The organism is Gordonia aichiensis NBRC 108223 (assembly GCF_000332975.1).
Lineage (GTDB): Bacteria > Actinomycetota > Actinomycetes > Mycobacteriales > Mycobacteriaceae > Gordonia > Gordonia aichiensis.
The window spans coordinates 77,166-97,352 of sequence record NZ_BANR01000018.1 but is presented as its reverse complement, the minus strand read 5'-3'; the positions used below and the strand labels follow the sequence as shown (position 1 = coordinate 97,352).

Genomic DNA, 20,187 nt, shown 5'->3' with positions numbered 1-20,187 from the left:
GAGAAGAGCAGACATATGAGCGGCACACTGCACCTCATCGATCACCCGCTGGTCGAGCACAAGCTGACGTTGATGCGCCAGAAGGAGACGTCGACCAACGACTTTCGACGCCTCCTCGACGAGATCTCCACCCTGATGGCCTACGACGTCCTCGCCGACATCCCGATGCACGAGATCAAGGTCGAGACCCCGATGGAGGTGACGACCGGCAGGGTCATCGACGGCAAGAAGCTGGTCTTCGCGTCGATTCTGCGTGCCGGGACATCGATTGCGGACGGAATGCTCGCCGTGGTGCCGGGCGCTCGGATCGGACACATCGGGCTGTATCGGGACCCGAAGACGCACATCGCCGTCGAGTACTACTTCAAGATGCCCAAGGAACTCTCCGAACGCGACGTCGTCGTAGTCGATCCGCTGCTGGCCACCGGACACTCCGCGATCGCGGCTGTCGACCGGATCAAGGAGTACCAACCGCGTTCGATCCGTTTCGTCTGCCTGCTCACCTGTCCCGAGGGGGTGAAAGCACTGCACGACGCTCATCCCGACGTCTCCGTGTACGCGGCCGCCATGGACCGCGAGCTCAACGACGACGGTTACATCCTTCCCGGACTCGGCGACGCCGGCGATCGGATCTTCGGCACCCAGTGAGGACTCGCCGCACCCGACCGTGAGTACGCTTTCGCGGTGAGGACAACGTTGCGGTGAGGACGTGGTTGCGGAGGACATCGTTAGAGCGCCACCAGGTCGCCATCTACCTGTGTGCGTTCGTCGCGGGCGGCCTCGCCGGAACGCTGACCTCACGAGTTCCCGCGGTGGCCGAACACCTCGTGACACCGGCGCTCGCGGCGCTGCTCTTCCTGACTTTTCTGCAGGTACCCGTGGCGGGGTTGGTGACCGCGTGGCGTGACTGGCGTTTTACCCTCGCGCTTGTCGCCATCAATTTCGTGGCCGTCCCCGCGGTGGTCGCGGTGCTTGCCCTCGCAATGCCTGAATCCGATCCCGTTCGACTCGGCATGTTGATCGTTCTGCTCTGCCCCTGCGTCGACTACGTGATCGTCTTCAGCGGACTCGCCGGCGCCCGCAGCGATCGACTGCTCGCCGCGACGCCGCTGCTGCTTGTCGCCCAATTTCTGCTGCTGCCCGTCTATCTCACGATGATCGACGGCCGGGGATCGGTCGACACCATAGACCCGACGCCTTTCGCGGTGGCCTTCGTGTCGCTGATCGTCGTACCGCTGATGTGCGCGTGGGCAGTCCAGTGGTGGGCACACAACAGCACGGCGCGGGAGGCGACGGTGCGTCGGCTCGAGATCGCCATGGTGCCTCTGATGGCGTTGGTTGTGGCACTGGTCGCCGCGTCGCAGGTGGCTCGGCTCGGCGCCGACCTCTCGACAGTCGCAGGCGCGTTGTGGATCTACGTGGTGTTCCTCGTGCTCATGCCCGCGATCGGGTGGATCATCGGACGAGCCCTCAGGCTCGACACGGGGTCGATCCGGGCCGTCGCCTTCTCCGGAGCGACACGAAACTCGTTGGTGGTGTTGCCGCTTGCGCTGTCGCTGGACGAGGGTGCCCGACTCGCGGCCACCGCGGTGGTGGCCCAGACAGCGGTCGAACTGGTCGGGATGGTGGTGTTCGTGCGGGTCATCCCGCTACTCATCCGCGCTCGCTCATATCCGCGGGAGCGGTGACCGAGCATCGCCTCTATTTATGGGGCACGTCCGCGGAAAGTCCACCGTCCATGACGAATTCGGCACCGGTCGCGTACGACGATTCGTCACTGGCGAGGAAGACCACAAAGGTCGACACCTCACTCGACTCCGCCGCGCGTCCGAGCGGCACCTTGACCATGTCCTCGGGCAAACCCTCCGTCATCGGCGTCCGGACCAGGCCTGGATGGATGGAGTTGACCCGCACGTTGTGCGGCGCGAGCTCGAGAGCCGCCGACTTGGCCAGTCCACGCACCCCCCACTTCGACGCGACATAGCCGTGCGCCCACGGACTACCACGCAGCCCCTCCACCGACGACACGTTGATGATGGAACCGCCCCCCGCGGCGATCATCGGATCAGCCACCGACTGGATACCGAGGAACGTGCCCGTCAGATTGACGTCGATGATCTGCTTCCACTTGTCCAGGCGGAACTGCTGGACCGTCGAGCCGTTGACGATGCCCGCGTTGTTGACCAGAACGTTGACCTTGCCGAAATCGTCGACAGCGGTGGCCACCGCGGCCTGCCAGTCGTCGGGCGAGGTGACATCGAGGCGCACATACCGCGCGGATTCTCCGATCTGAGCCGCCAATGCCTTGCCCTCGTCGTCGAGGATGTCACCGATGACCACCTTGCCGCCCTCGGCGACGAGCGCTCGCGCATGCTCAGCGCCCGTACCGCGGGCGCCTCCGGTAATGATTGCCACCTTGCCGTCAACACGTCCCATGGCGACACACAGTACCTGCTGAGAGCCTGAATGAGAACACGTTCTACCAAGATCTCCCCGGTCATGTTCTACTGATATGGACATCAGTCCGGACAGATGTACACCACACTTCCAGGAGGCATCGACACATGACGATCAGCGTCGCTCTCGTCGGCACCGGCAACGCGGGGAAGCTCGCGCTGACCCAACTCATCGACGACAGTCGTTTCGACCTCGTCGCCGTCTGTGTACACAACCCGGACAAGGTGGGCATCGACGCCGGGGTGCTCGCAGGTGTCGGAACCACCACAGGCATCGCCGCGGTCGACGATCTGGACTCGATCATCGCGCTGTCGCCCGATGTCGTCGTCTATTGCGCCATGGGTGACACGCGCCCGGTCGACGCCTTCAACGACGTCGTCGCGCTCGTGTCGGCGGGTATCGACGTCGTCGGCTCCGCGCCGGGCGGATTGCAGTATCCCTGGGGCGTCATGCCGGAGAAGGCGATCTCCGCGCTCGAGAACGCAGCGCGTGACAACAACGCGAGCGTCTTCGTCACCGGGGTCGACCCCGGCTTCGCCAACGACCTCGTCCCATTGGTATTCGCAGGCACATGTCAGCGAATCGACCAGGTCCGGTGCATGGAGATCGCGGACTACGCGACCTACGACGGCGCCGAGGTGATGTTCGACGTGATGGGCTTCGGCAAACCCCTCGACGAGACACCGATGCTCTTCCTCCCCGGAATACTGGGACTCGCATGGGGAACGACGATGCAGATCCTCGCCGCGGGCCTCGGGATCACCATCGACGAGATCCTCGAGCAGCACGAGAGTGAGCCTGCACCAGAAGAGTTCGAGATCGCGGCCGGGGTTGTCGAGAAAGGCACCAGGGCCGCGGTGCACTTCGAGATCATCGGCATGTCCGCGGGGCGGCAGGCGGTGGTGATCGAGCACGTCACCAGGCTGCGTGGCGACCTTCGCCCCGACTGGGCTCAGCCGTCGCAACCAGGTGGCTGCTATCGCGTCGAGATCGTCGGCGAACCGTCGTATCGCGTGGACATCATGCCGACGAGTGCCAAGGGCGACCACAACCACGCAGCCATCGTGGCCGCCATGGGACGCATTGTGAACGCGATACCCGCAGTCCACGCTGCCCCCGCGGGCATTCGCACGACCCTCGATCTGCCGCTGGTGACAGGCGACGGCGTGTTCGTCGGCGCGGGCGCCCCGAGTGACGGGGCTGCGCTCCGGTAAGTTGACCCCCATGAGCGAGCAGAGCGCCAGTGACCGTGAGTGGAAGGCCTTCGAGGTCGAGGTAGCCGACAACGTTGCCGAGGTGCGCCTCATCGGCCCGGGCAAGGGCAATGCCATGGGACCCGATTTCTGGCGCGAGCTTCCCGAGCTCGTCGAAGGACTCGACGCCGACGACGAGGTCCGCGCGATCATCATCACCGGCTCGGGCAAGAACTTCTCCTACGGCCTCGACCTTCCCGCGATGTCCGGCCTGCTGGCACCTGCTCTCGCCGATAACGCGAAAGCCAAGCCGCGCACCGACTTCCACAACACGATCCTCGACATGCAGCGGGCCATCAACGCGGTCGCCGATTCCCGCACTCCCGTCATCGCCTCGGTCAGCGGGTGGTGCATCGGCGGCGGCGTGGACCTGATCACCGCGGCCGACATCCGGTACGCGAGCGACGATGCCAAATTCAGCGTCCGCGAGGTGCGGGTGGGCATGGTGGCCGACATGGGCAGCCTCGCACGCCTCCCGGCGATCATCGGCGACGGCCACATGCGCGAGCTCGCCCTTACCGGCAAGGACATCGATGCGCGACGCGCCGCCGCCATCGGGCTGATCAACGAGGTCGCCCCGACGCCCGACGATTCGCTCGCTCTCGCGCGCACCACCGCAGCACAGATCGCGGCGAATCCTCCGCTCGTCGTCCAGGGTGTGAAAGCAGTCCTCGACCACATGCGTTCGGCGGCAGTGGCCGACAACCTGCGGTACGTCGCCGTATGGAATGCAGCGTTCCTGCCCAGCAACGATCTCACCGAGGCGATCACCGCGGTCTTCGAGAAGCGGGATCCGAAGTTCAGCGGGTCGTGACCCGGTTGATTGTCACCGCACTGCCCGACGGCGTCGCGGCCTAAGCGTGGTCGCCGGTGACCAGTGAGAACACCGGAATCAACCTGTCGGTCCGCCGTTCATAGAGGTCGAAGTTCGGCCATGTCGCGCGCAGCACCTGCCACGCCTGCGCGCGCTCGTCTCCGTCGAGTTCGTGCACCGTCGCCGTCGATGTCACGCCGGCGTGGCGCACACCAACGGTGTCGGCGGCGCGGAGGTTGTACACCCACTGCGGGGTATCGGGCCCACCGAAATACGAACCCGCTACCAACCACCCCCTCGCAGTGGGGGCGGCGAGTAGCGCCGTGGCACGCTCGACACCGCTGCGGCGTCCGCGCACGATCAGTGTGACGTGTGGGAGGCCTGCGATGTCGAGTAACCCGTAGCGCTGGCATGTGATGGCCGCAATCACCTTGTCGCACTTCACGATCTGCGGAAGATACCTCGGCATCCAGGGAATGGATCCGATCTTGATCGCCAGCGGAGTCAACAGGCCCATCCAGTCAGTGTTCCACGTCGGTCTCCCGGTGCCGTGAGGTCGTACGGTTCGGAACCCGGAGCGATCGCACGGCGCGCGTGCCAGAGATCCTCGACCTCACCTATGTCGACCTCGCCCATGTCGACGTCGCGTATGTCAATGTCGTCGTGCACACCTGTGAGCGGAGGCAAGACCCAGACGTGGGGTCGGGTCGACGATGGTCGACATGAACCACAACACCTGCACACCGCGCCCCTCAGACGAGTCCGGCAATGCCGCCGATCCGATCCCCGACATCGAGACCTTCAAGCTTCCGTTCGACACGACCGAGCAGTTGCGGCAGCGCTGGCGTGCACTCATGGGACCGCTCGGATTCAGCGAATCACGCCTCTGGGTCGGGATCGCCGACGGTGACCGTATGGCGCCCGGGGTGTTGCCCTACCTGGTTCTGCCCACCGTGCCAAGCGCCCGACTCATCGATCTGTTCATGCCCCAACTACTCGAGGCGACCGACGGGGTCACTCGCCTGTCGCTTGCCTTCCTGCTCAGTCGCCCCGGTTCCGACGGCATCACCCCTCGCGATCTGGGCTGGGCGCGGCTCCTCGTCGACGCAGCCGGACGGCTGGACGTACCCATTCATCCGACGCATCGCGCCAACGACGTCTCACTCGTGACCATTCCCGTACCCGCCGAAAGCGCCGCATGAGCGAGTAGTTTCGGGACGGGAGGTGCCATGACAACCGAACCGGGCACGCGTCGCGTCAGCATCGACGGAGGCCAGAGTGGTGCACGTATCCGCGTTGACGCCGACGGTAGGACTTCCGAGTTCGACGACGGCCCTGTCTACACTTCACGTCCGGTCGTCGAACAGGTCGCCGAGATTGCGCGTCGTGCGCTCGCGAACGCACCCGTTCGCCCGACAACGTTGGCGGTCGGGGTCTCGGGATTGACTCCCGAGCAGTCACGTCCCGAACAGTTGTTGGCCTTGACCACCGACCTCGGCGTGGATTCGGTGTTCCTGGTGCATGATTCGGTGTCGGCCTATCTGGGTGCCAACGGCTTCGACCACGGGGTGGTCACCGCCGTCGGCACCGGCGTGGTGACGTTGGGCGTCGGACAACTCGGCACCGCGCGGATCGACGGATGGGGGCACCTCATCGGCGATGCGGGCAGCGCGTACTGGATCGGACGTGCGGGACTCGACGCGGCGCTGCGCTCATTCGACGGGCGCGGCGCCGCCACCACTCTGCAACGCGCAGCGGAAGACGAGTTCGGCCCGCTCCCGGAGCTGTACATGCGTTTGCAGGCCGCACCCGACCATGTCGCCTCGATCGCGGGTTTCGCGCGCACCGTCGGCCGTGAAGCCGACGGTGGCGACCACATCGCCGCAGGCGTTCTCCGCGATGCGGCCGCAGAGCTCGCCACATCGGTGATCGCGGCACTACGGCGCACCGGATGGCACGACGGCGAGTCGGTTCGCGTGAGCTGGATGGGAGCTGTTCTCACCCGCAACGACATGATCCGGAACAACGTGAGCGACGAGATCGCTACGCGCGCACAGGGAGCCGTCGTCCGATCACCACTGGGAACCTCACTCGACGGCGTCGCACGGGTTGCGGACACTCCGCCGGGCCACCCGCTCGAGAGTGAGATCTACCGCGCCGGGTGACCGCAGGAAGACATCGTCAGCTCAGCGTGCCGCCCGACATCGCTCGCCTCACCGAGACGAAGTGAATGTGGGTTCGGCGGACGAGAGATTGACGGTTCCATCGAGGAAATCGGTATCGGTCCCGTTGCCCGGCCCCGACGACGTCGACATGAAGGTGGCCGTCCACTCGACGCTGCCGTACACCTTCACGCTCGTGAGGTCGTCGTAATCCTGACTGATGTTCAACCGGCTGATGTCGGTCGGCTTGCTCCAGCGGACACTGCCCGGAACCACAGACTGATACAGCGACTGCGAACATCCCGGCTTGTCCTGGGACGCATCCGCCTGCGTGGAGCCGGCACAGTTCGTGAAGTAAGTATCGAGGGCTGTCGCGACGGCCTTCGTGCCCTGATCGCTCAGCTCGGTCTTCAACGAGGTGAAGGACGAGTAGGTCGGACCAAGCGGGAAGTCTCGTGAGCTGTCGGCCTTCACCGAGAAATTCGGGTTGCCCGAACCCCACTCAACGGGACCCGGGAATACGTACACCTTGCTGTCCTTGCTCACGTCGACGCCGAATGCTGTCAGCTGCGGAACACGCGCGTTGTCGACGTCGATGGGAATCGTGCCATTGTCCACAGTCCACTTGCCGTCGGACTTCTTGAGCATGAAATCGATGTCGGCGTTGCGATCGCCGAACTTGTACGTGGCCTTCACGGTGGCCATCGTCGGCAGCGATGTCGAGGGTTCGCGGACGTTGATCTCCGAGATCTTGGCTGCCGCCTGCTGCTTCTTCAGTACCTCGTCGGTGAGCAACTTATCCGACGGCGGCGTACGGACGACACTCAGCGCCTTCTTGGCGTCACCGGCAGAGAGCCCCTCGAGGTAGGTCTGGACAGCGGCCTTCGGTGAGCCGCCCGGACCCGAGTCACCCGTGAACACGACGATCAACGTCGTCACGAGCGCGATGATCACCACGAGCACACCGACACCGATCCCGATGAGCAGGAGACGCTTGTTCTTCTGCTTCGCCTGTGGCGGTACTCCCCCCGCCATCGCAGGCTGGGCGCCCCATGCGCCTTCCGGTTGCTGTGCGTAACCCTGCGGTTGTCCGAACTGGGGCTGCCCGTACTGCGGCTGCCCCACCTGAGGTTGTCCGTATTGCGGCTGCCCCACCTGAGGTTGCCCGTACTGGGGCTGACCGTACTGGGGCTGACCGAACGACTGCTGGCCGCTGGACGCGTCGACCCCTTGCTGCGGTTGCCCGCCGAAGTTCACTGTGGGGTCGGCCGCACCGGTCGGTGCCGACTGCCACTGCTCGTATCCGCCCTGCCCGTATCCCGACTGCCCATACCCGGGCTGCGTCACGTTCGGTGCGGCAGCGCCCGATTGCGCGGGACCCGACTGGCTGTGGTCCGGCCGGCCGGGATCGGGGTGCGAATACTGCTGCGGCTGAGCTGGTGGCGTCGACGACCCCTGCTCGGGCGGGTGACCGGATTCGCCCGGCGAGCCCTGAGCGGCCGGCTCCCCTGGCCGAAACGGATCGTGCGGATAACTCACTGCGGCATCTCCCCTTGTCTGTGCCCGCGGGCGGCCACTGTGGCTTGTCGCTCTCGCTGTCGGGTCGTCGGAATCGGACTTACCTTAAACGAACATGAGCGACCAACAGTGGTCGGGTCGGACCAGCGAATGACGGCTACTCAGCTGTCATCGCTCAGGGTCACTACTCACGGTCACTGCTCGGGTTCACCGACTCGGTGAGCGTCGCCGCCAGCAGACGCGCGAAGTCGGCAGGGTCGTCGAGTTCGCCGCCCTCAGCGATCAACGCCATGCCGTAGACGAGCTTCGCGGTGGTGGCGAGCCGGGAGTGGTCGGCGTCGGCCTTGAACGCAGCATTGAGCCCACTGACCAGCGGATGATCGGGATTGAGTTCGAGCGCGCGTTTGGTCTTCGGCAGTTCCTGACCCGAAGCGCGATAGAGGCGCTCGAGCTGCGGCGACATCGAGTAGGTGTCGCCGACGAGACATGCAGCCGACTCGGTGAGGCGGTGCGAGAGCCGTGCCTCGCTGACGTCGGCGTCCAGCGTCTCGCCGAGCCAGCCGAGCAATTCTTCGAACTCGGTGTCGCGGGCATTCGAGGACTCCTCGGAAGTACTCGAGTCGCCGTCGATGTCGTCGAGATCCACCTCGCCCTTGGCGATCGAACGGAACGGCTTACCGTCGAACTCGACGCCACTCGACACCCACATCTCGTCGACGGGGTCGTGCAGGAAGAGCACCTCGATGCCCTTGGCCCGGAACGCCTCCATGTGCGGAGAGTTCTCGATCTGCTGACGCGACTCACCCGTGAGGTAGAAGATCGACTTCTGCGCCTCGGGCATCCGGCCGACGTAGTCGGCCAACGAGGTCAGTTCGTCTGCGCCACGGCTGGTCTCGAACGCAGATGCCTTGAGGAGGGCATCACGGTTGTCGATGTCGTTGACGAGCCCCTCCTTGAAGACCCGTCCGAAGTTGTCCCAGAAGGTGCGGTAGTCGTCAGGTCGGGAGGCGCGCATCTCGTCGACTGTCGAGATGACCTTCTTGGTGAGTCGACGACGGATCGCCCTGATCTGTCGATCCTGCTGCAGGATCTCCCGGGATACGTTGAGCGAGAGATCGGCGGCGTCGACGACGCCCTTGACGAAGCGCAGGTACTCAGGCATCAACTCGTCGCAGTCGTCCATGATGAACACGCGCTTGACGTAGAGCTGGACGCCACCCGTGCGTTCGCGCATGAACAGATCGAACGGCGCCTGCGACGGAATGAACAGCAGTGCCTGGTATTCGAACGTTCCCTCGGCTTTGAGGGTGATGATCTCGAGCGGATCGTCCCACGCGTGCGCGACGTGGCGGTAGAACTCCTTGTACTCCTCATCGGAGACCTCGTCACGCGACCGCGACCACAGGGCCTTCATCGAATTGACGGTCTCGGTCTCTGTGGTGGTCGTGGTGACCGGCTCGTCGCCCTCGTTCTCTGCGGGCGTGGTCGTCGTCTTCTCCACGTCCATACGGATCGGCCACGCGATGAAGTCGGAGTAGCGCTTGACGAGTGCTCGCAGCTTCGTCTGGTCGGTGTAGTCGTAGAGATGATTCTCGGCGTCCGCGGGCTTGAGTGTCAGCGTCACCGACGTTCCCTGCGGTGCGTCGTCGACGTCGGAGATGGTGTAGGTACCGTCGCCCGTTGACTCCCAACGGGTTCCGGTCTGCTCGCCGGCCTTGCGGGTGACGAGCGTGACCTTGTCGGCGACCATGAACGTCGAATAGAAGCCGATGCCGAACTGGCCGATCAGCTCTTCTGTCGCCGCAGAATCCGAGGCCTGCGCGAGTTTGGCACGCAACTCGGCGGTGCCAGAGCGAGCGAGTGTGCCGATGAGTCCGACGACCTCGTCGCGAGACATCCCGATGCCGTTGTCACGCACGGTGAGGGTGCGCTCGGAGCCGTCTTCGTCGCCGGCGTGTGGGTCGAGCGTGATGTGCAGATCGGAGGTGTCGACGTCGAGATCCTTGTCGACGAGCGATTCGAGCCTGAGTTTGTCGAGCGCGTCGGACGCGTTCGAGATCAGCTCCCGCAGAAAGCTGTCCTTGTCGGAGTACACCGAGTGGACCATCAGGTCCAACAACTGTCGGGTCTCTGCCTGGAACTCGCGGGTTTCCGACTGAGTGCTCATCGTTAGCCTCCGGATCAGTACGACTGTGCGTGTGTTGTCTGCCGATTCGATGCCGTCACCACCCCACACGAGGCGTGCCGCGACGACGTCAGGATTTTACCGACGGTGCGCGCAGTACCCTGAGGAGGGTCGGCACGCCTGGAGCAGTATCTCCAGGCGTCACCGACGTCAACGCCCGCCGCCCCACCGAGTCGCAGAAAGCGAAGCATGTCGACGCCGCGCATCATGTTCGTTCACGCACACCCCGACGACGAGTCGCTGTGGACGGGTGGCCTGATCGCTCGCCAGGTGGCCATGGGCGGCGAGGTGGCGGTGGTGATGTGCACGTGGGTATCGGGCACTCCACGGCACCGCGAGTTGCTCGATGCGCTCAAGGAGCTCGGTGTACCCGACGAACCGATCCTGCTCGACTACGCAGACCTGAAGGTTCCCGAGTCGGCGCCGGGCCGCGAACGGCTCTGCGATGCCTCGTTCGATTCCGAGGTCGCCGAATTGGCGTCGCACATCCGCCGATATCGCCCCGATGTCCTCGTCACCTACGACCCCTACGGGATCTATGGGCACCCCGACCACATCAGGGCCCACCGACTGACGTGCGCGGCAGCGGATGCGGCGGCGACCCCGACGCTCTACCGTGATTCGGCTCCCGCATGGCAGGTGCGCTCCCTGTACTTCGCGACCATCGCCGACTGGATGGTCGACGCACTCGCCGACGAACTGTTCCCGCGGCTGGAGCCGGGCGACTTCCCCGGAACGCCGACTCAGATGTTGGGGCTCCAACTGGATGTCTCGGAATGGATCGGGCACAAGGTGCGTGCCATCGAATCACACAGGACAGAACTCGCCAGAAGGTCGACCGTCGCGTCGTTGATGAGTCTGCCGCGCGCACAACGTGATCTGGCATTGGGCACCGAATGCTACATCCGTCGGGATCTCACCGCCGACGGCTGCGACATCTGAGACAGAGGCCGCCCGAGCCGGTCCGCTGATTCAGGCGAGTTCCCTGACCGCAGACCGCAACCCGCTCGCGCGATGTACCCGACGAGCAACGGCCTCTGCCAACACGTCTCTGGTTCCGACGATCCGGACTCGCGTGCGCGCACGCGTGATCGCGGTGTAGAGCAGTTCACGCGTCAGCAACTCCGACCCCGCGGGCGGTAGGACGATGGTCACTCCGCCGAACTGACTTCCCTGACTACGGTGAATCGTCATGGCATACGCGGGGGTGACGTCGGGAAGTTGCACCGGCGCGATGAGCCGTTCCTGCGAGCCGCGGCGGAAGGCGACCGCGAGACGGTCGGAATCGGTCTCGTCGTCGGTACGGACCACCACCCCGCAGTCACCGTTGAACGTCCCGGTCTGTCGATCGTTCGACGTCACGAGAAGCGGCTCCCCGACCGACCACGTCAACGTATCGAGATCGACCCGCGGGTGACCAGGCACCTCCGACAACCAGTCCGCGACACGTCGCTGCCACCCGCGCACACCCCAGAAGCCTTCGCGGTGGGCGCACAGCACCCGATGCGCGTCGAGCGCCGACAACGCAGCGGCGACGTCCTTGCCGGCGCTCGCGACGTGAAGGGCCCGCCCCCACGTGACGATGTCGTCGTGAACTGCCTCGAGATCGTCCGGCGCGACGAGCTGTACGTCGTCGATGTCGGACGACGTGACCAGGTCGACGACATCGTCGGCGTCGCCACGATTGACCGCATCTGCCACCCGGGAGATCTGCCCGCCGAACCGAAACCCTCGGCGCAGCGTCACCACTCCGTCACGGAGACGGGCTGAGTCATCGTCGCTCATCTCGATCGACGGATCGAGCGGGGTCGTGGGCGATCCCGGATGCGATCTTCCCTGCGAGCCGCGATCGACGAGATCGGCAAGCACCGCACCCGCCTCCACCGAGGCGAGCTGGTGGGGATCGCCGACGAGGATCAGACGGGCATCCGAGCGGACAGCGTCGATCAGTCGGCTCATAGCGGTCATCGACAGCATCGACGTCTCGTCGACGACGATCACGTCATGCGGCAGTTTGTTGGCTCGGCCGAAACGTGGCGTCGAACCCGGCCGCCAACCGAGCAGACTGTGCACCGTCACCGCCCGCACCGAGGCGGGCAACGTCGCATCGAGGTCGACCGATGCCTGCAGCTGGGCGGCCGCACGGCCGGTGGGCGCACACATGCCGATCCGGAGGTCGCCGCCTGACAGGTTGTCGAGGACGGCGAGAATCCGCGCGACAGTGTAGGTCTTGCCTGTACCGGGCCCTCCGGCGAGAATCGATGTCCAGTGCGAGGCGGAGACCTCTGCGGCGAGCCGTTGCCGGGGTTCTGAGGTGCTCTCGGCAAACACCCGGTCGACCTGCGCGCGCACGTCGTCACGGTCCACATCGGGCGCGCCGGACGCACGCTGGGCGAGGGTCTGACGAATCGACTGCTCCTGACGAAAGTACTTCTGCAGATAGACCAGCGGACCATCGTCGGAGTCCATCACCACGACGGGACGCAGGGTCGACCCGTGTGCGCCGCCGACCAGCGGGGAGCCGCGCAGATCTGTGAGCATCTCGGCTGCGTCGGGTAGACGCAGCGACTGTGCTCCGGGCAGTTCATCAACCGTGCCGAGGGCGAAGCAGGTCGATCCGAGGCGCACAGACCGTACTGCGAGCGCGGTCGCGACCCTAGCGGCGTCACCGACCGGCTCACCGCACATACGGACGATCCGCGACGTGATGTGCAGATCGGAAGCAGCGAGAAGTCCTTCAGCGTTCGCCTCGGCGAGAATGCCGTCGGCGTCGTGGACGCGCCGGGCATCGTCAGCCTGCAACAGGTCCGGGGTGTCGGCAGTCATCGATCTTCCCCTGTCTCGAAGCCCGCGAGCAGGTCGGACAACTCGGTCACCAGCCCGGTCGGGACGTTCCACTCGTACACACCGCAGCCGGCCGGGGTGTCCTCGCCGACCATCCCACGGACGAAGTGGTATTGCACCGGCCCCAAGTGTTCGGCCGGCCGGTACCCGGGCAACCGCCACCGTAGATATCGGTGCAGCGCAACGGAATAGAGCAGCGCCTGCAGCGGATAGTGCGCGCCGATCATCTCGGCGGCCATGGCATCGGCGGTGAAGTCCTCGGCACTGAGCTCGCCAGGGCGTAGCCGATTCGTCTTGTAATCCACCACCACGTAGCGGCCTTCGGGTGTCCGCAACACCGAGTCGATGCTGCCTGTGAGGTAGCCGCGAAGAGCACGGGTCGGGATCTCGGCGAGCGTTGCCGCGTAGGCGCGCAACCGATCGTGAGTGGGGAGATGACGCTCCACCAGCGCCGCGACGTCGGACAGGACTGCCGCAGCGGCGGACACCGACGAGGAGTTGCCGAGTGGGAACTCGAAGTCCAGTTCGGCCAACCGGTTTCGTGGTGTGATCGACCACAGGGTGCCCCCAAGCGACGCCAACGGTGTCGTCAGCACGGCGCGTAACGCGGTGGAGAGCTCGTCGACGTCGACGTCGAGTGCGTGTCGAGCCGCAGACGTCGCACAGAGCTCGCGTACGTGAGCGTCGATGTCGGGCGCAGCGGTGTCGACATACTCGAGTACCTCGTGAACAAGGGTTCCGAACGCCGCTCCGTAGGGCATGCCGTTCATCAGCGACGGAGTACCACCAGCAGGCTCTGGTACCGGTGCAACCGCTGAATCGGTCGCCGCGTAGGGATCGTCGGATGCGACAACGTCTGCGGGATCGGGCGGCTCGTCCGTGATCAGTCCGCTGTCGGCGACCGAACCCATGTCGGGTTCACTCCCGGTCGTCAACATCGGGTGGCGGTGCGCGACACCGGCGATCAGAGCCGAGTACGACGTGCGACGCCACTGCTGGTCGATCGTGCGGGTGAACCGCGCGACGTCGAGTTCGGGTCGCCGGGCGTCGCTGTCCGGCGGAGTCCACGGCGGGGCCGATGAGGCCTGCGCGTGCTCGACGCTGATCGAGACGGGCGGGTCTGCGGCGAGTGCGCGCAGCGTCGACACACACGTGTGATCGTCGGGCACGTTGACCGATGTGGGCAGCACTGTGGTGTCGGACCCGTGCTCTGCTCCGGCGCGCGACTGCGGGCGGCCGAAGACCAGCCGATGCAGCGGACTCTTGGAGGTGTTGAACGACGGAGCCCAGTGCACCACGACCTGCGACGCGGCGCGCGTCAATGCAACGTAGAGCAGCCGCAGGTCCTCCCCCGCCTCCTCGTCGTTGCGCCGCGCGATCCTCTCGCCCCAGCCCCGGGTTCCCTCGCCCCCCACGTCGAGATGCCGGTGACCGGTGTCGTCGTGATAGCGAAAGGTCTTCGGTTTCGAGACGCGTGCGGCATCCCACCCGAACGGCACGTACACGATGGGGAACTGCAGTCCTTTGCTCGCATGCACGGTCATGATCTGCACGACGTGGGTGTCGCGGTCGAGTCGTCGGGTCTGGTCTTCGTGACGTCGCCACTGCGAGACATCGGCAATACGGTCGGCGAGCCATTCCACCACGCCGGCCAATCCGCACTCGGTCTCGACGACATGCTTGTTCACCAGCGACGCCACCTGGAGCAGATCGGTGAGTGCGCGCTCACCGTCTTCGATACCGAGCACTCGCGCAGCGACATTCCCGCGCGCGAGGAGACGTTGGGCGAGCGCCGCGAACCCTCCGTCGGCGAACACGCGGCCGAGTTCGGCGAACGTCGACGACAACTCGGCCAGCCGGTTGTCCGAGGCTGTCGCGAGTTGCGCTGCCTCCCAACCGATCAGGGGCGTCAGAGCAGCGAGTCGAACTCGATCAGCGCGGGCCGGTTGCTCGATCGCACGAATCACCCACAACCAGTGCAGCGCACCGATCGTGCGGAAGACACTCGTCCCTGTGCCGACCACGGAAGCGATGCCCAATTCGGCCAACGCCCGCTGCAGCGGCTCGATGGTGCCGTTCGTCCGAACGAGAACGGCGATGTCGCCCGGGGTGACCGCACGAGGTCCTTCGCCGGTGTCGAGCCTGGCGTCGGACGCGAGTAACCGTGCGATGTCGTTTGCGACGTCGGCCGTGATCGCCGCTCGTACGTCGGCGACCGCCGGGAAGCCGCTCTTCCCACGGATTGTGAAATCGCTTCGGGACAGTGCACGAACCCGGAGCGCGGGCGTCCCCGAGATCCGGCTCCCGGATCGTGCCGCGCGAACCGGGTGCACCGTGATCGATCGATCTCCGAGACTCGCACCGCCATAGATGCGGTCGAGTGCGGAGACGAGGTCGGCGTCGGAACGGTGATTGGTGTCAAGGGCACGAAGTGAATCGGCAACCTCCACGGCGGTGAGGTAGCTGCGTACCTCGGCCCCGCGGAACGCGTAGATAGACTGTTTGGGGTCGCCGACGAGCACGAGGCGACGGTGGCCGTGGAAGCAGCGACGCAGGATCTCCCACTGAAACGGGTCGGTGTCCTGGAACTCATCGACGAGTACCAGCGCGAACCTGTCCCGGATGCGCTCACACGCCTGCTCACCCACTTCGGGGTCGGTGACGACACGGTAGAGGATCATCTGCAGGTCGTCGTACGTCCGTACGCGCGCGAGCCGTTTGCGACGCTCGACGCGTCGGCGCACCTGCTCGCAGAACTGCACGCGTCGGGACGCCGCCGACGGCTCGGTGCCCGCACCGTCCGCTGCGTCTGCGGGTTGCGGTGCCAACGGGACTCCCGCGCTGCGAACGGCCTCACGCGCAATCGTCATCGCCTCGCCGATGGAGAAGGGTGGGCGGTCCTGGTCACCCGCGAACCACGACAGGTACAGGTCGAGCGCCGTCTGCTCGACGATGTCGTCGGTGTCTTCGACGACGTCGTAGATCAGTTCACGTTCGCCGAGGAATCCGAGAGCCTCGAGCATCCGGTTGCAGAAGGTGTGGGTGGTCGCAATCGTCGACGCGTCGAAGTCGGAGAGCGCCTGCACGAGACGTGCGCGGCGCACCGCTATCTCGTCCGGACCGCCGGACAGCACCGCGCGCAACACCGGGTCGTCGTCGTCATCGCGATCGACGGGGGCGCGGGCCGGATCGAGTGCCGTGACGAGCTCGGCGAGCCGCGCACGCATGCGCTCGCGCAGTTCAGCGCTCGCCGAGCGACTGAAGGTGACCAGGAGTAACTCGTCGATCGGGAGGCCCTCGGCGATCTGGCGGGCCGCGACACCGACGATCGCATACGTCTTGCCCGTCCCCGCACTCGCCTCGAGAACCGTCGTACCCGTGGGCAACGGCGCTGCGACGTCGAAAGGTTGTGGCGCCGTGCCGGTTGCGGCCGACGACGTATCGGTCTCGGTGGAGGTATGTGTGTCGGTCATGTCATCGTCTCGTGGTCGAGCAGCGGATCCCAGAGCACGTGTGCGAGGACGGTGAACAGCGGCGCGTCGGGATCGACCGGCGCGGTGAACTCGGCCGGAACGCGCTCGTCGGTGACGGATCTCCGCAAAATCTCGTCGAAGGCGATCGACGACGTCACGTCGGCGCCGAACACGAACCGCAGATAGGTGTCGGTGCCCGCGCCGAACATCCCGTCGAAGCTACGTCGTGCGATCTCCAGCGCCGCATCCGGCCGCACGCCTGCACGCACCTTGGTCGCGTATTCCTCCGCGGGTTCGAGTGGCAACGGGAGCGGTGAACGGAGTCCCATATCGCGCATGCGTACGAGGTCGTAGAGCACTGCGCTCGCGTTCTCGGGCGCGGTGAGCATCGACTGCGCAACCGTTCCCGCGGTGCCGCGACCGACGACGAACGCCGAGGGCGGCGCTCCCTCGGTGGCGGACGATGCGGCCAGAAGCAGTAGTCCGAGCCACGCGGTCATACGCTGTTTGGCCCGCACCCGCGAATAGGTCGCGGTGACGGTCGTGGTGCCGAACGGCGAGTTCTCGACGATGTCGGCGATGCTCCCGTGCACACGACGACCGTCGGGCAACGTGACGACGATGTCACGGGTGACCGGCGCCTCGGTCCGGACCGAGGCCACCGCGTCGTACACCCGTGAGACCGCGGCGGAGATCTCGACCAACTCGCGACGTCCGAACTCGTAGGGCGGCAGGTTACCTCTGCGCAGTTCGGCGGCCTGACAGGAGACGAGATCGTCGCCCGCGAGCATGTGTTTCAGGAATCGGTCACCGACGCCCCATTTGTCGAGGGCGTCGAGCTCGACGTCCAATTCGTCGGCGTGCGCGCGATCGTCGTCGGGCATGCGCGCACCTAGTCGCTGGCGCACGAAACCCTCGATGGGGTTGGTCAGGAATGCGACGAGATCGCGCAGTTCGATGTCGGCGGGCTCCGGATCTGCCACCACGACGTCGGACAATCGCGCCGATGGCTCCGCGTCTGCGTCGAGGGCCTGTGCGCCCGCGAGTAAATCGGCATCGAAGCTGAAGGGACTCGAGATCGAGCCGAGTGCACCGGGAGTGAAGTTCAACCGATCGAATCCGTGCAGAGTGTGCGCGATGACGACGTCGGACGGATCATCGAGGCCACGAAGCGTCGCCACGCTCTCGGCGAGTTCGCTGACAACCACGGCGGGCGGGATGCGGCTACCGCTCACCGGATCTGCGCCGTTGTAGAAGACGAGCAGCGAATCACGGGCCGCACCGATGGCGTCGAGGAACAACTGTCTGTCCTCATCGCGTGGATTACGTTCTCCGACAAGTGGATCGCAACCGAGCACGTCGTCGCCGTCGGTGCGTTGGGCGCGAGGGAAGGTATCGGCTTCCACCCCGAGGAGCACGATCACGCGATGGGGCACCGAGCGCATCGGAACCATGGTGCACACCGTGAGTTCGCCGGTCCGGAAGTTGGCGCGAGTCGGGCGTCCCGCGACCACACCCGCCACGAGGTCGCGGATATCGGCCAGCAGCAAGTCTTGTGAGTCCGACGCGTCGTCGTCGAGGGCATCGCTGATCACGCGGACTGCCTGTGCCCGTTGCCATTCGTCGCCGGGGTCAGTGAGGGTGAGACGATCGACGACGTCGATCAGGGTGCGCTGCCATGCAGCACGGGAGGCTTTCCCGGCCATGCGGTCGACGACGGACGCGAGTCTGTCGATGAATTCGGCGAACCTGCCGACCAGGTCGATCTCGGTGCTCTCCACACCTGCCAAGGGCAGCGCGGTCCCCAGCCATTCACCGTCGGCCTCCTCGGCGACGGCCCCGAGAGCAATGCGATCGACTCCGCTGCCGAACGTGCCTTGCCGAAAACCCGACAAGCCGAATCGGGCACGCTCATTCTCGCCGAGACCCCACCGAATATTGCTGTGTGCCAGCCATTCCCGGACCATGTCGAGATCCTCGTCATCCATGGCGAAGCGTGAACGCACGGGCGAGCGGCCGAGCAGGTCGACAACGTCGCCGGCCGCCGCCCTCCCCGCGGCGAGTTCTACGACGGACGCCACGACGTCGAGGACGGGATTGGTCTGGCGCGGCCCGCGGTCGGCGAGCCGGACGCGAAGATCGAATGCCGGATGGTCGAGACCCGATTGGCCGAACGCACCGCGGATCAGCGGGGCGAACGCCTCGACGTCTGGGCACATGATCAGGACATCGCGCGGCTCGAGTGTCTCATCGTCGGCGAACAGGTGCAGCAGTCTGTCGCGCATGACCTCGACCTGGCGCTCGGCGCCGTGACAGGCGTGGATCTCCAGCGACGAGTCGGCTGCGGCACTCGCCGCGTGCACCGTGTCGTCGCGGAGACCGAGCTGCAGCTGACGGAGCAAGGACTGCGGACGAGCGTTCTCCCCGACCCCTGCCTCTTCGTCAAACGCAGCCTCGTGGTGAATGTCCTCGTCGACGATCGCGGCGATGCGCTGTTGGAGTTCCTGCACGTCGCGCGAGAGGCCTGCGAGCAGAGGATGATCGACCTCGGGAACCGGACGGTCGGCGCGTCGGAGCACCCGCTCGCCGGCTGTCCACTCGGCAACGCCCGTGCGTGCGTCCGAGCGCGCAACCGACGCCCACAGTGCGGGAGAAGGATGCGGCAGGAAAAGGTGCACGTCTCGCTCGTGTGCCAGCGCCGAGAGGATGAGCCGGAACGACTCGGTGACGCGGGTGGTACCGAACACACTCACGCGTTCCGGAAGATCGACGGAATCCGGGTCGGTGCGCACCCGTGTGCACACGTCGTCGAGGAGCAGAGCGGGGTGGTCGACGCCGATCCGTGCACGCACAGCCCTCCAGAACCGCGCCTGCCACGCCATGTCTTTTGCGAGCGCCGTCCCGGTGCCGTCTGTGTCATGCCCGGCCGCCCACGCGACCAGCATGGCCGGTCTCTGCCGGCCGTAGCGGTCGAACAGGTCGGCGAGGTGGCGGGCGGTGGCGAAGCGTCGTCCGGTGCGCAAATCGTTGTCGCTCGTCGCTGACCTGCGGGAACCGGAGGCCGTCGCGGAACGATCAGCGCCGAGGTGGCGCGCGATGATGTCGAGCGCGGGGTCGTTGATGTTCTCGTCGAGAACAGCGAGGACCTGCCACACCATGCGTGCGGGATCCCACGGGTCGTGGCGGCCGAAGGGGCCGCTGTGCGATGAAGATGTGGTCCGGACGGCATCCACGACTGCCTCACTCAGCGCTGCCGGTGACGAGAAGTCGATGTTCGCGGCGATCCCGTCGCCGCGACCGGCACCGGCTCCGAGAGTGGTTGCGAGACGCTGGGTCAGCCACCGTTCGACACCACGCGCGGGCACCGCGACGACCTCCGTCGCCATCGGATCGGCGAGCGGAACTCGCAGCACCTCGGCGAGTGCCTCGGCGAGCGTGTCGCTGCACTCGGCACGGTGAAGAGTCAGCACGGACAGCTCCC

At 65.9% G+C, this 20,187-nt stretch carries 14 protein-coding genes; 7 read left to right on the top strand and 7 right to left on the bottom strand.

Annotated features, from left to right (window positions below):
- Window positions 1-15 precede the first annotated feature (15 nt).
- Window positions 16-648 (top strand): uracil phosphoribosyltransferase, encoded by a 633-nt coding sequence (gene upp / locus GOACH_RS16385; RefSeq protein WP_005177045.1) that lies wholly within the window; start codon window positions 16-18, stop codon window positions 646-648.
- 65 nt (window positions 649-713) lie between these two features.
- Entirely contained in the window at window positions 714-1,688 is a 975-nt protein-coding gene (locus tag GOACH_RS16380; protein ID WP_005177043.1) for a bile acid:sodium symporter, read from the top strand.
- Between the two features lie 13 nt (window positions 1,689-1,701).
- Here the strand turns inward: GOACH_RS16380 and GOACH_RS16375 are convergent, their stop codons facing one another.
- Window positions 1,702-2,436 carry a glucose 1-dehydrogenase gene (locus tag GOACH_RS16375; RefSeq protein WP_005177041.1) on the bottom strand — a complete coding sequence of 245 codons (735 nt, stop codon included), beginning with the start codon at window positions 2,434-2,436 and terminating at the stop codon, window positions 1,702-1,704.
- A gap of 128 nt (window positions 2,437-2,564) precedes the next feature.
- Here GOACH_RS16375 and GOACH_RS16370 point away from each other — a divergent pair, with 128 nt between their 5' ends.
- Both GOACH_RS16370 and GOACH_RS16365 read left to right on the top strand, forming a co-directional pair.
- Window positions 2,565-3,671, top strand: coding sequence for an NAD(P)H-dependent amine dehydrogenase family protein (locus GOACH_RS16370; RefSeq protein ID WP_005177037.1), 1,107 nt, complete (start codon window positions 2,565-2,567; stop codon window positions 3,669-3,671).
- A 10-nt stretch (window positions 3,672-3,681) separates the two neighbouring features.
- Complete coding sequence (locus GOACH_RS16365) at window positions 3,682-4,524, top strand: crotonase/enoyl-CoA hydratase family protein (RefSeq protein WP_005177035.1); 843 nt, start codon at window positions 3,682-3,684, stop codon at window positions 4,522-4,524.
- Between the two features lie 40 nt (window positions 4,525-4,564).
- Here the strand turns inward: GOACH_RS16365 and GOACH_RS16360 are convergent, their stop codons facing one another.
- Window positions 4,565-5,041 carry a nitroreductase family deazaflavin-dependent oxidoreductase gene (locus tag GOACH_RS16360; RefSeq protein ID WP_005177033.1) on the bottom strand — a complete coding sequence of 159 codons (477 nt, stop codon included), beginning with the start codon at window positions 5,039-5,041 and terminating at the stop codon, window positions 4,565-4,567.
- A 205-nt stretch (window positions 5,042-5,246) separates the two neighbouring features.
- On the opposite strand from GOACH_RS16360, the gene GOACH_RS16355 reads away from it, so the two are divergent.
- Both GOACH_RS16355 and GOACH_RS16350 read left to right on the top strand, forming a co-directional pair.
- The gene (locus GOACH_RS16355) at window positions 5,247-5,726 is read left to right on the top strand and encodes a hypothetical protein (protein ID WP_245551922.1); all 480 of its coding nucleotides are present in this window, start codon (window positions 5,247-5,249) and stop codon (window positions 5,724-5,726) included.
- Window positions 5,727-5,753: 27 nt separating this feature from the next.
- On the top strand, window positions 5,754-6,689 hold the full coding sequence (locus GOACH_RS16350) for an N-acetylglucosamine kinase (protein ID WP_005177028.1): 936 nt from the start codon (window positions 5,754-5,756) through the stop codon (window positions 6,687-6,689).
- 48 nt (window positions 6,690-6,737) lie between these two features.
- On the opposite strand, the gene GOACH_RS16345 is transcribed toward GOACH_RS16350, so the two are convergent.
- Together GOACH_RS16345 and htpG are read right to left on the bottom strand one after the other, a co-directional pair.
- Window positions 6,738-8,225 (bottom strand): DUF4878 domain-containing protein, encoded by a 1,488-nt coding sequence (locus tag GOACH_RS16345; RefSeq protein ID WP_005177025.1) that lies wholly within the window; start codon window positions 8,223-8,225, stop codon window positions 6,738-6,740.
- Between the two features lie 163 nt (window positions 8,226-8,388).
- Window positions 8,389-10,371, bottom strand: coding sequence for a molecular chaperone HtpG (gene htpG / locus GOACH_RS16340; RefSeq protein ID WP_005177023.1), 1,983 nt, complete (start codon window positions 10,369-10,371; stop codon window positions 8,389-8,391).
- Window positions 10,372-10,578: 207 nt separating this feature from the next.
- On the opposite strand from htpG, the gene GOACH_RS16335 reads away from it, so the two are divergent.
- Window positions 10,579-11,331 carry a PIG-L family deacetylase gene (locus GOACH_RS16335; protein WP_005177020.1) on the top strand — a complete coding sequence of 251 codons (753 nt, stop codon included), beginning with the start codon at window positions 10,579-10,581 and terminating at the stop codon, window positions 11,329-11,331.
- 30 nt (window positions 11,332-11,361) lie between these two features.
- Here the strand turns inward: GOACH_RS16335 and recD are convergent, their stop codons facing one another.
- The 3 genes from recD to recC are packed head-to-tail and all read right to left on the bottom strand — an operon-like array spanning window position 11,362 to window position 20,176.
- Complete coding sequence (gene recD, locus GOACH_RS16330) at window positions 11,362-13,215, bottom strand: exodeoxyribonuclease V subunit alpha (protein WP_005177018.1); 1,854 nt, start codon at window positions 13,213-13,215, stop codon at window positions 11,362-11,364.
- A complete protein-coding gene (locus GOACH_RS16325) occupies window positions 13,212-16,706 on the bottom strand; it encodes a UvrD-helicase domain-containing protein (protein ID WP_005177013.1) in 3,495 nt (1,164 codons plus the stop codon). The genes recD and GOACH_RS16325 overlap by 4 nt, the downstream gene beginning before the upstream one ends.
- A complete protein-coding gene (recC, locus tag GOACH_RS16320) occupies window positions 16,703-20,176 on the bottom strand; it encodes an exodeoxyribonuclease V subunit gamma (protein WP_005177010.1) in 3,474 nt (1,157 codons plus the stop codon). The genes GOACH_RS16325 and recC overlap by 4 nt, the downstream gene beginning before the upstream one ends.
- Window positions 20,177-20,187 lie beyond the last annotated feature (11 nt).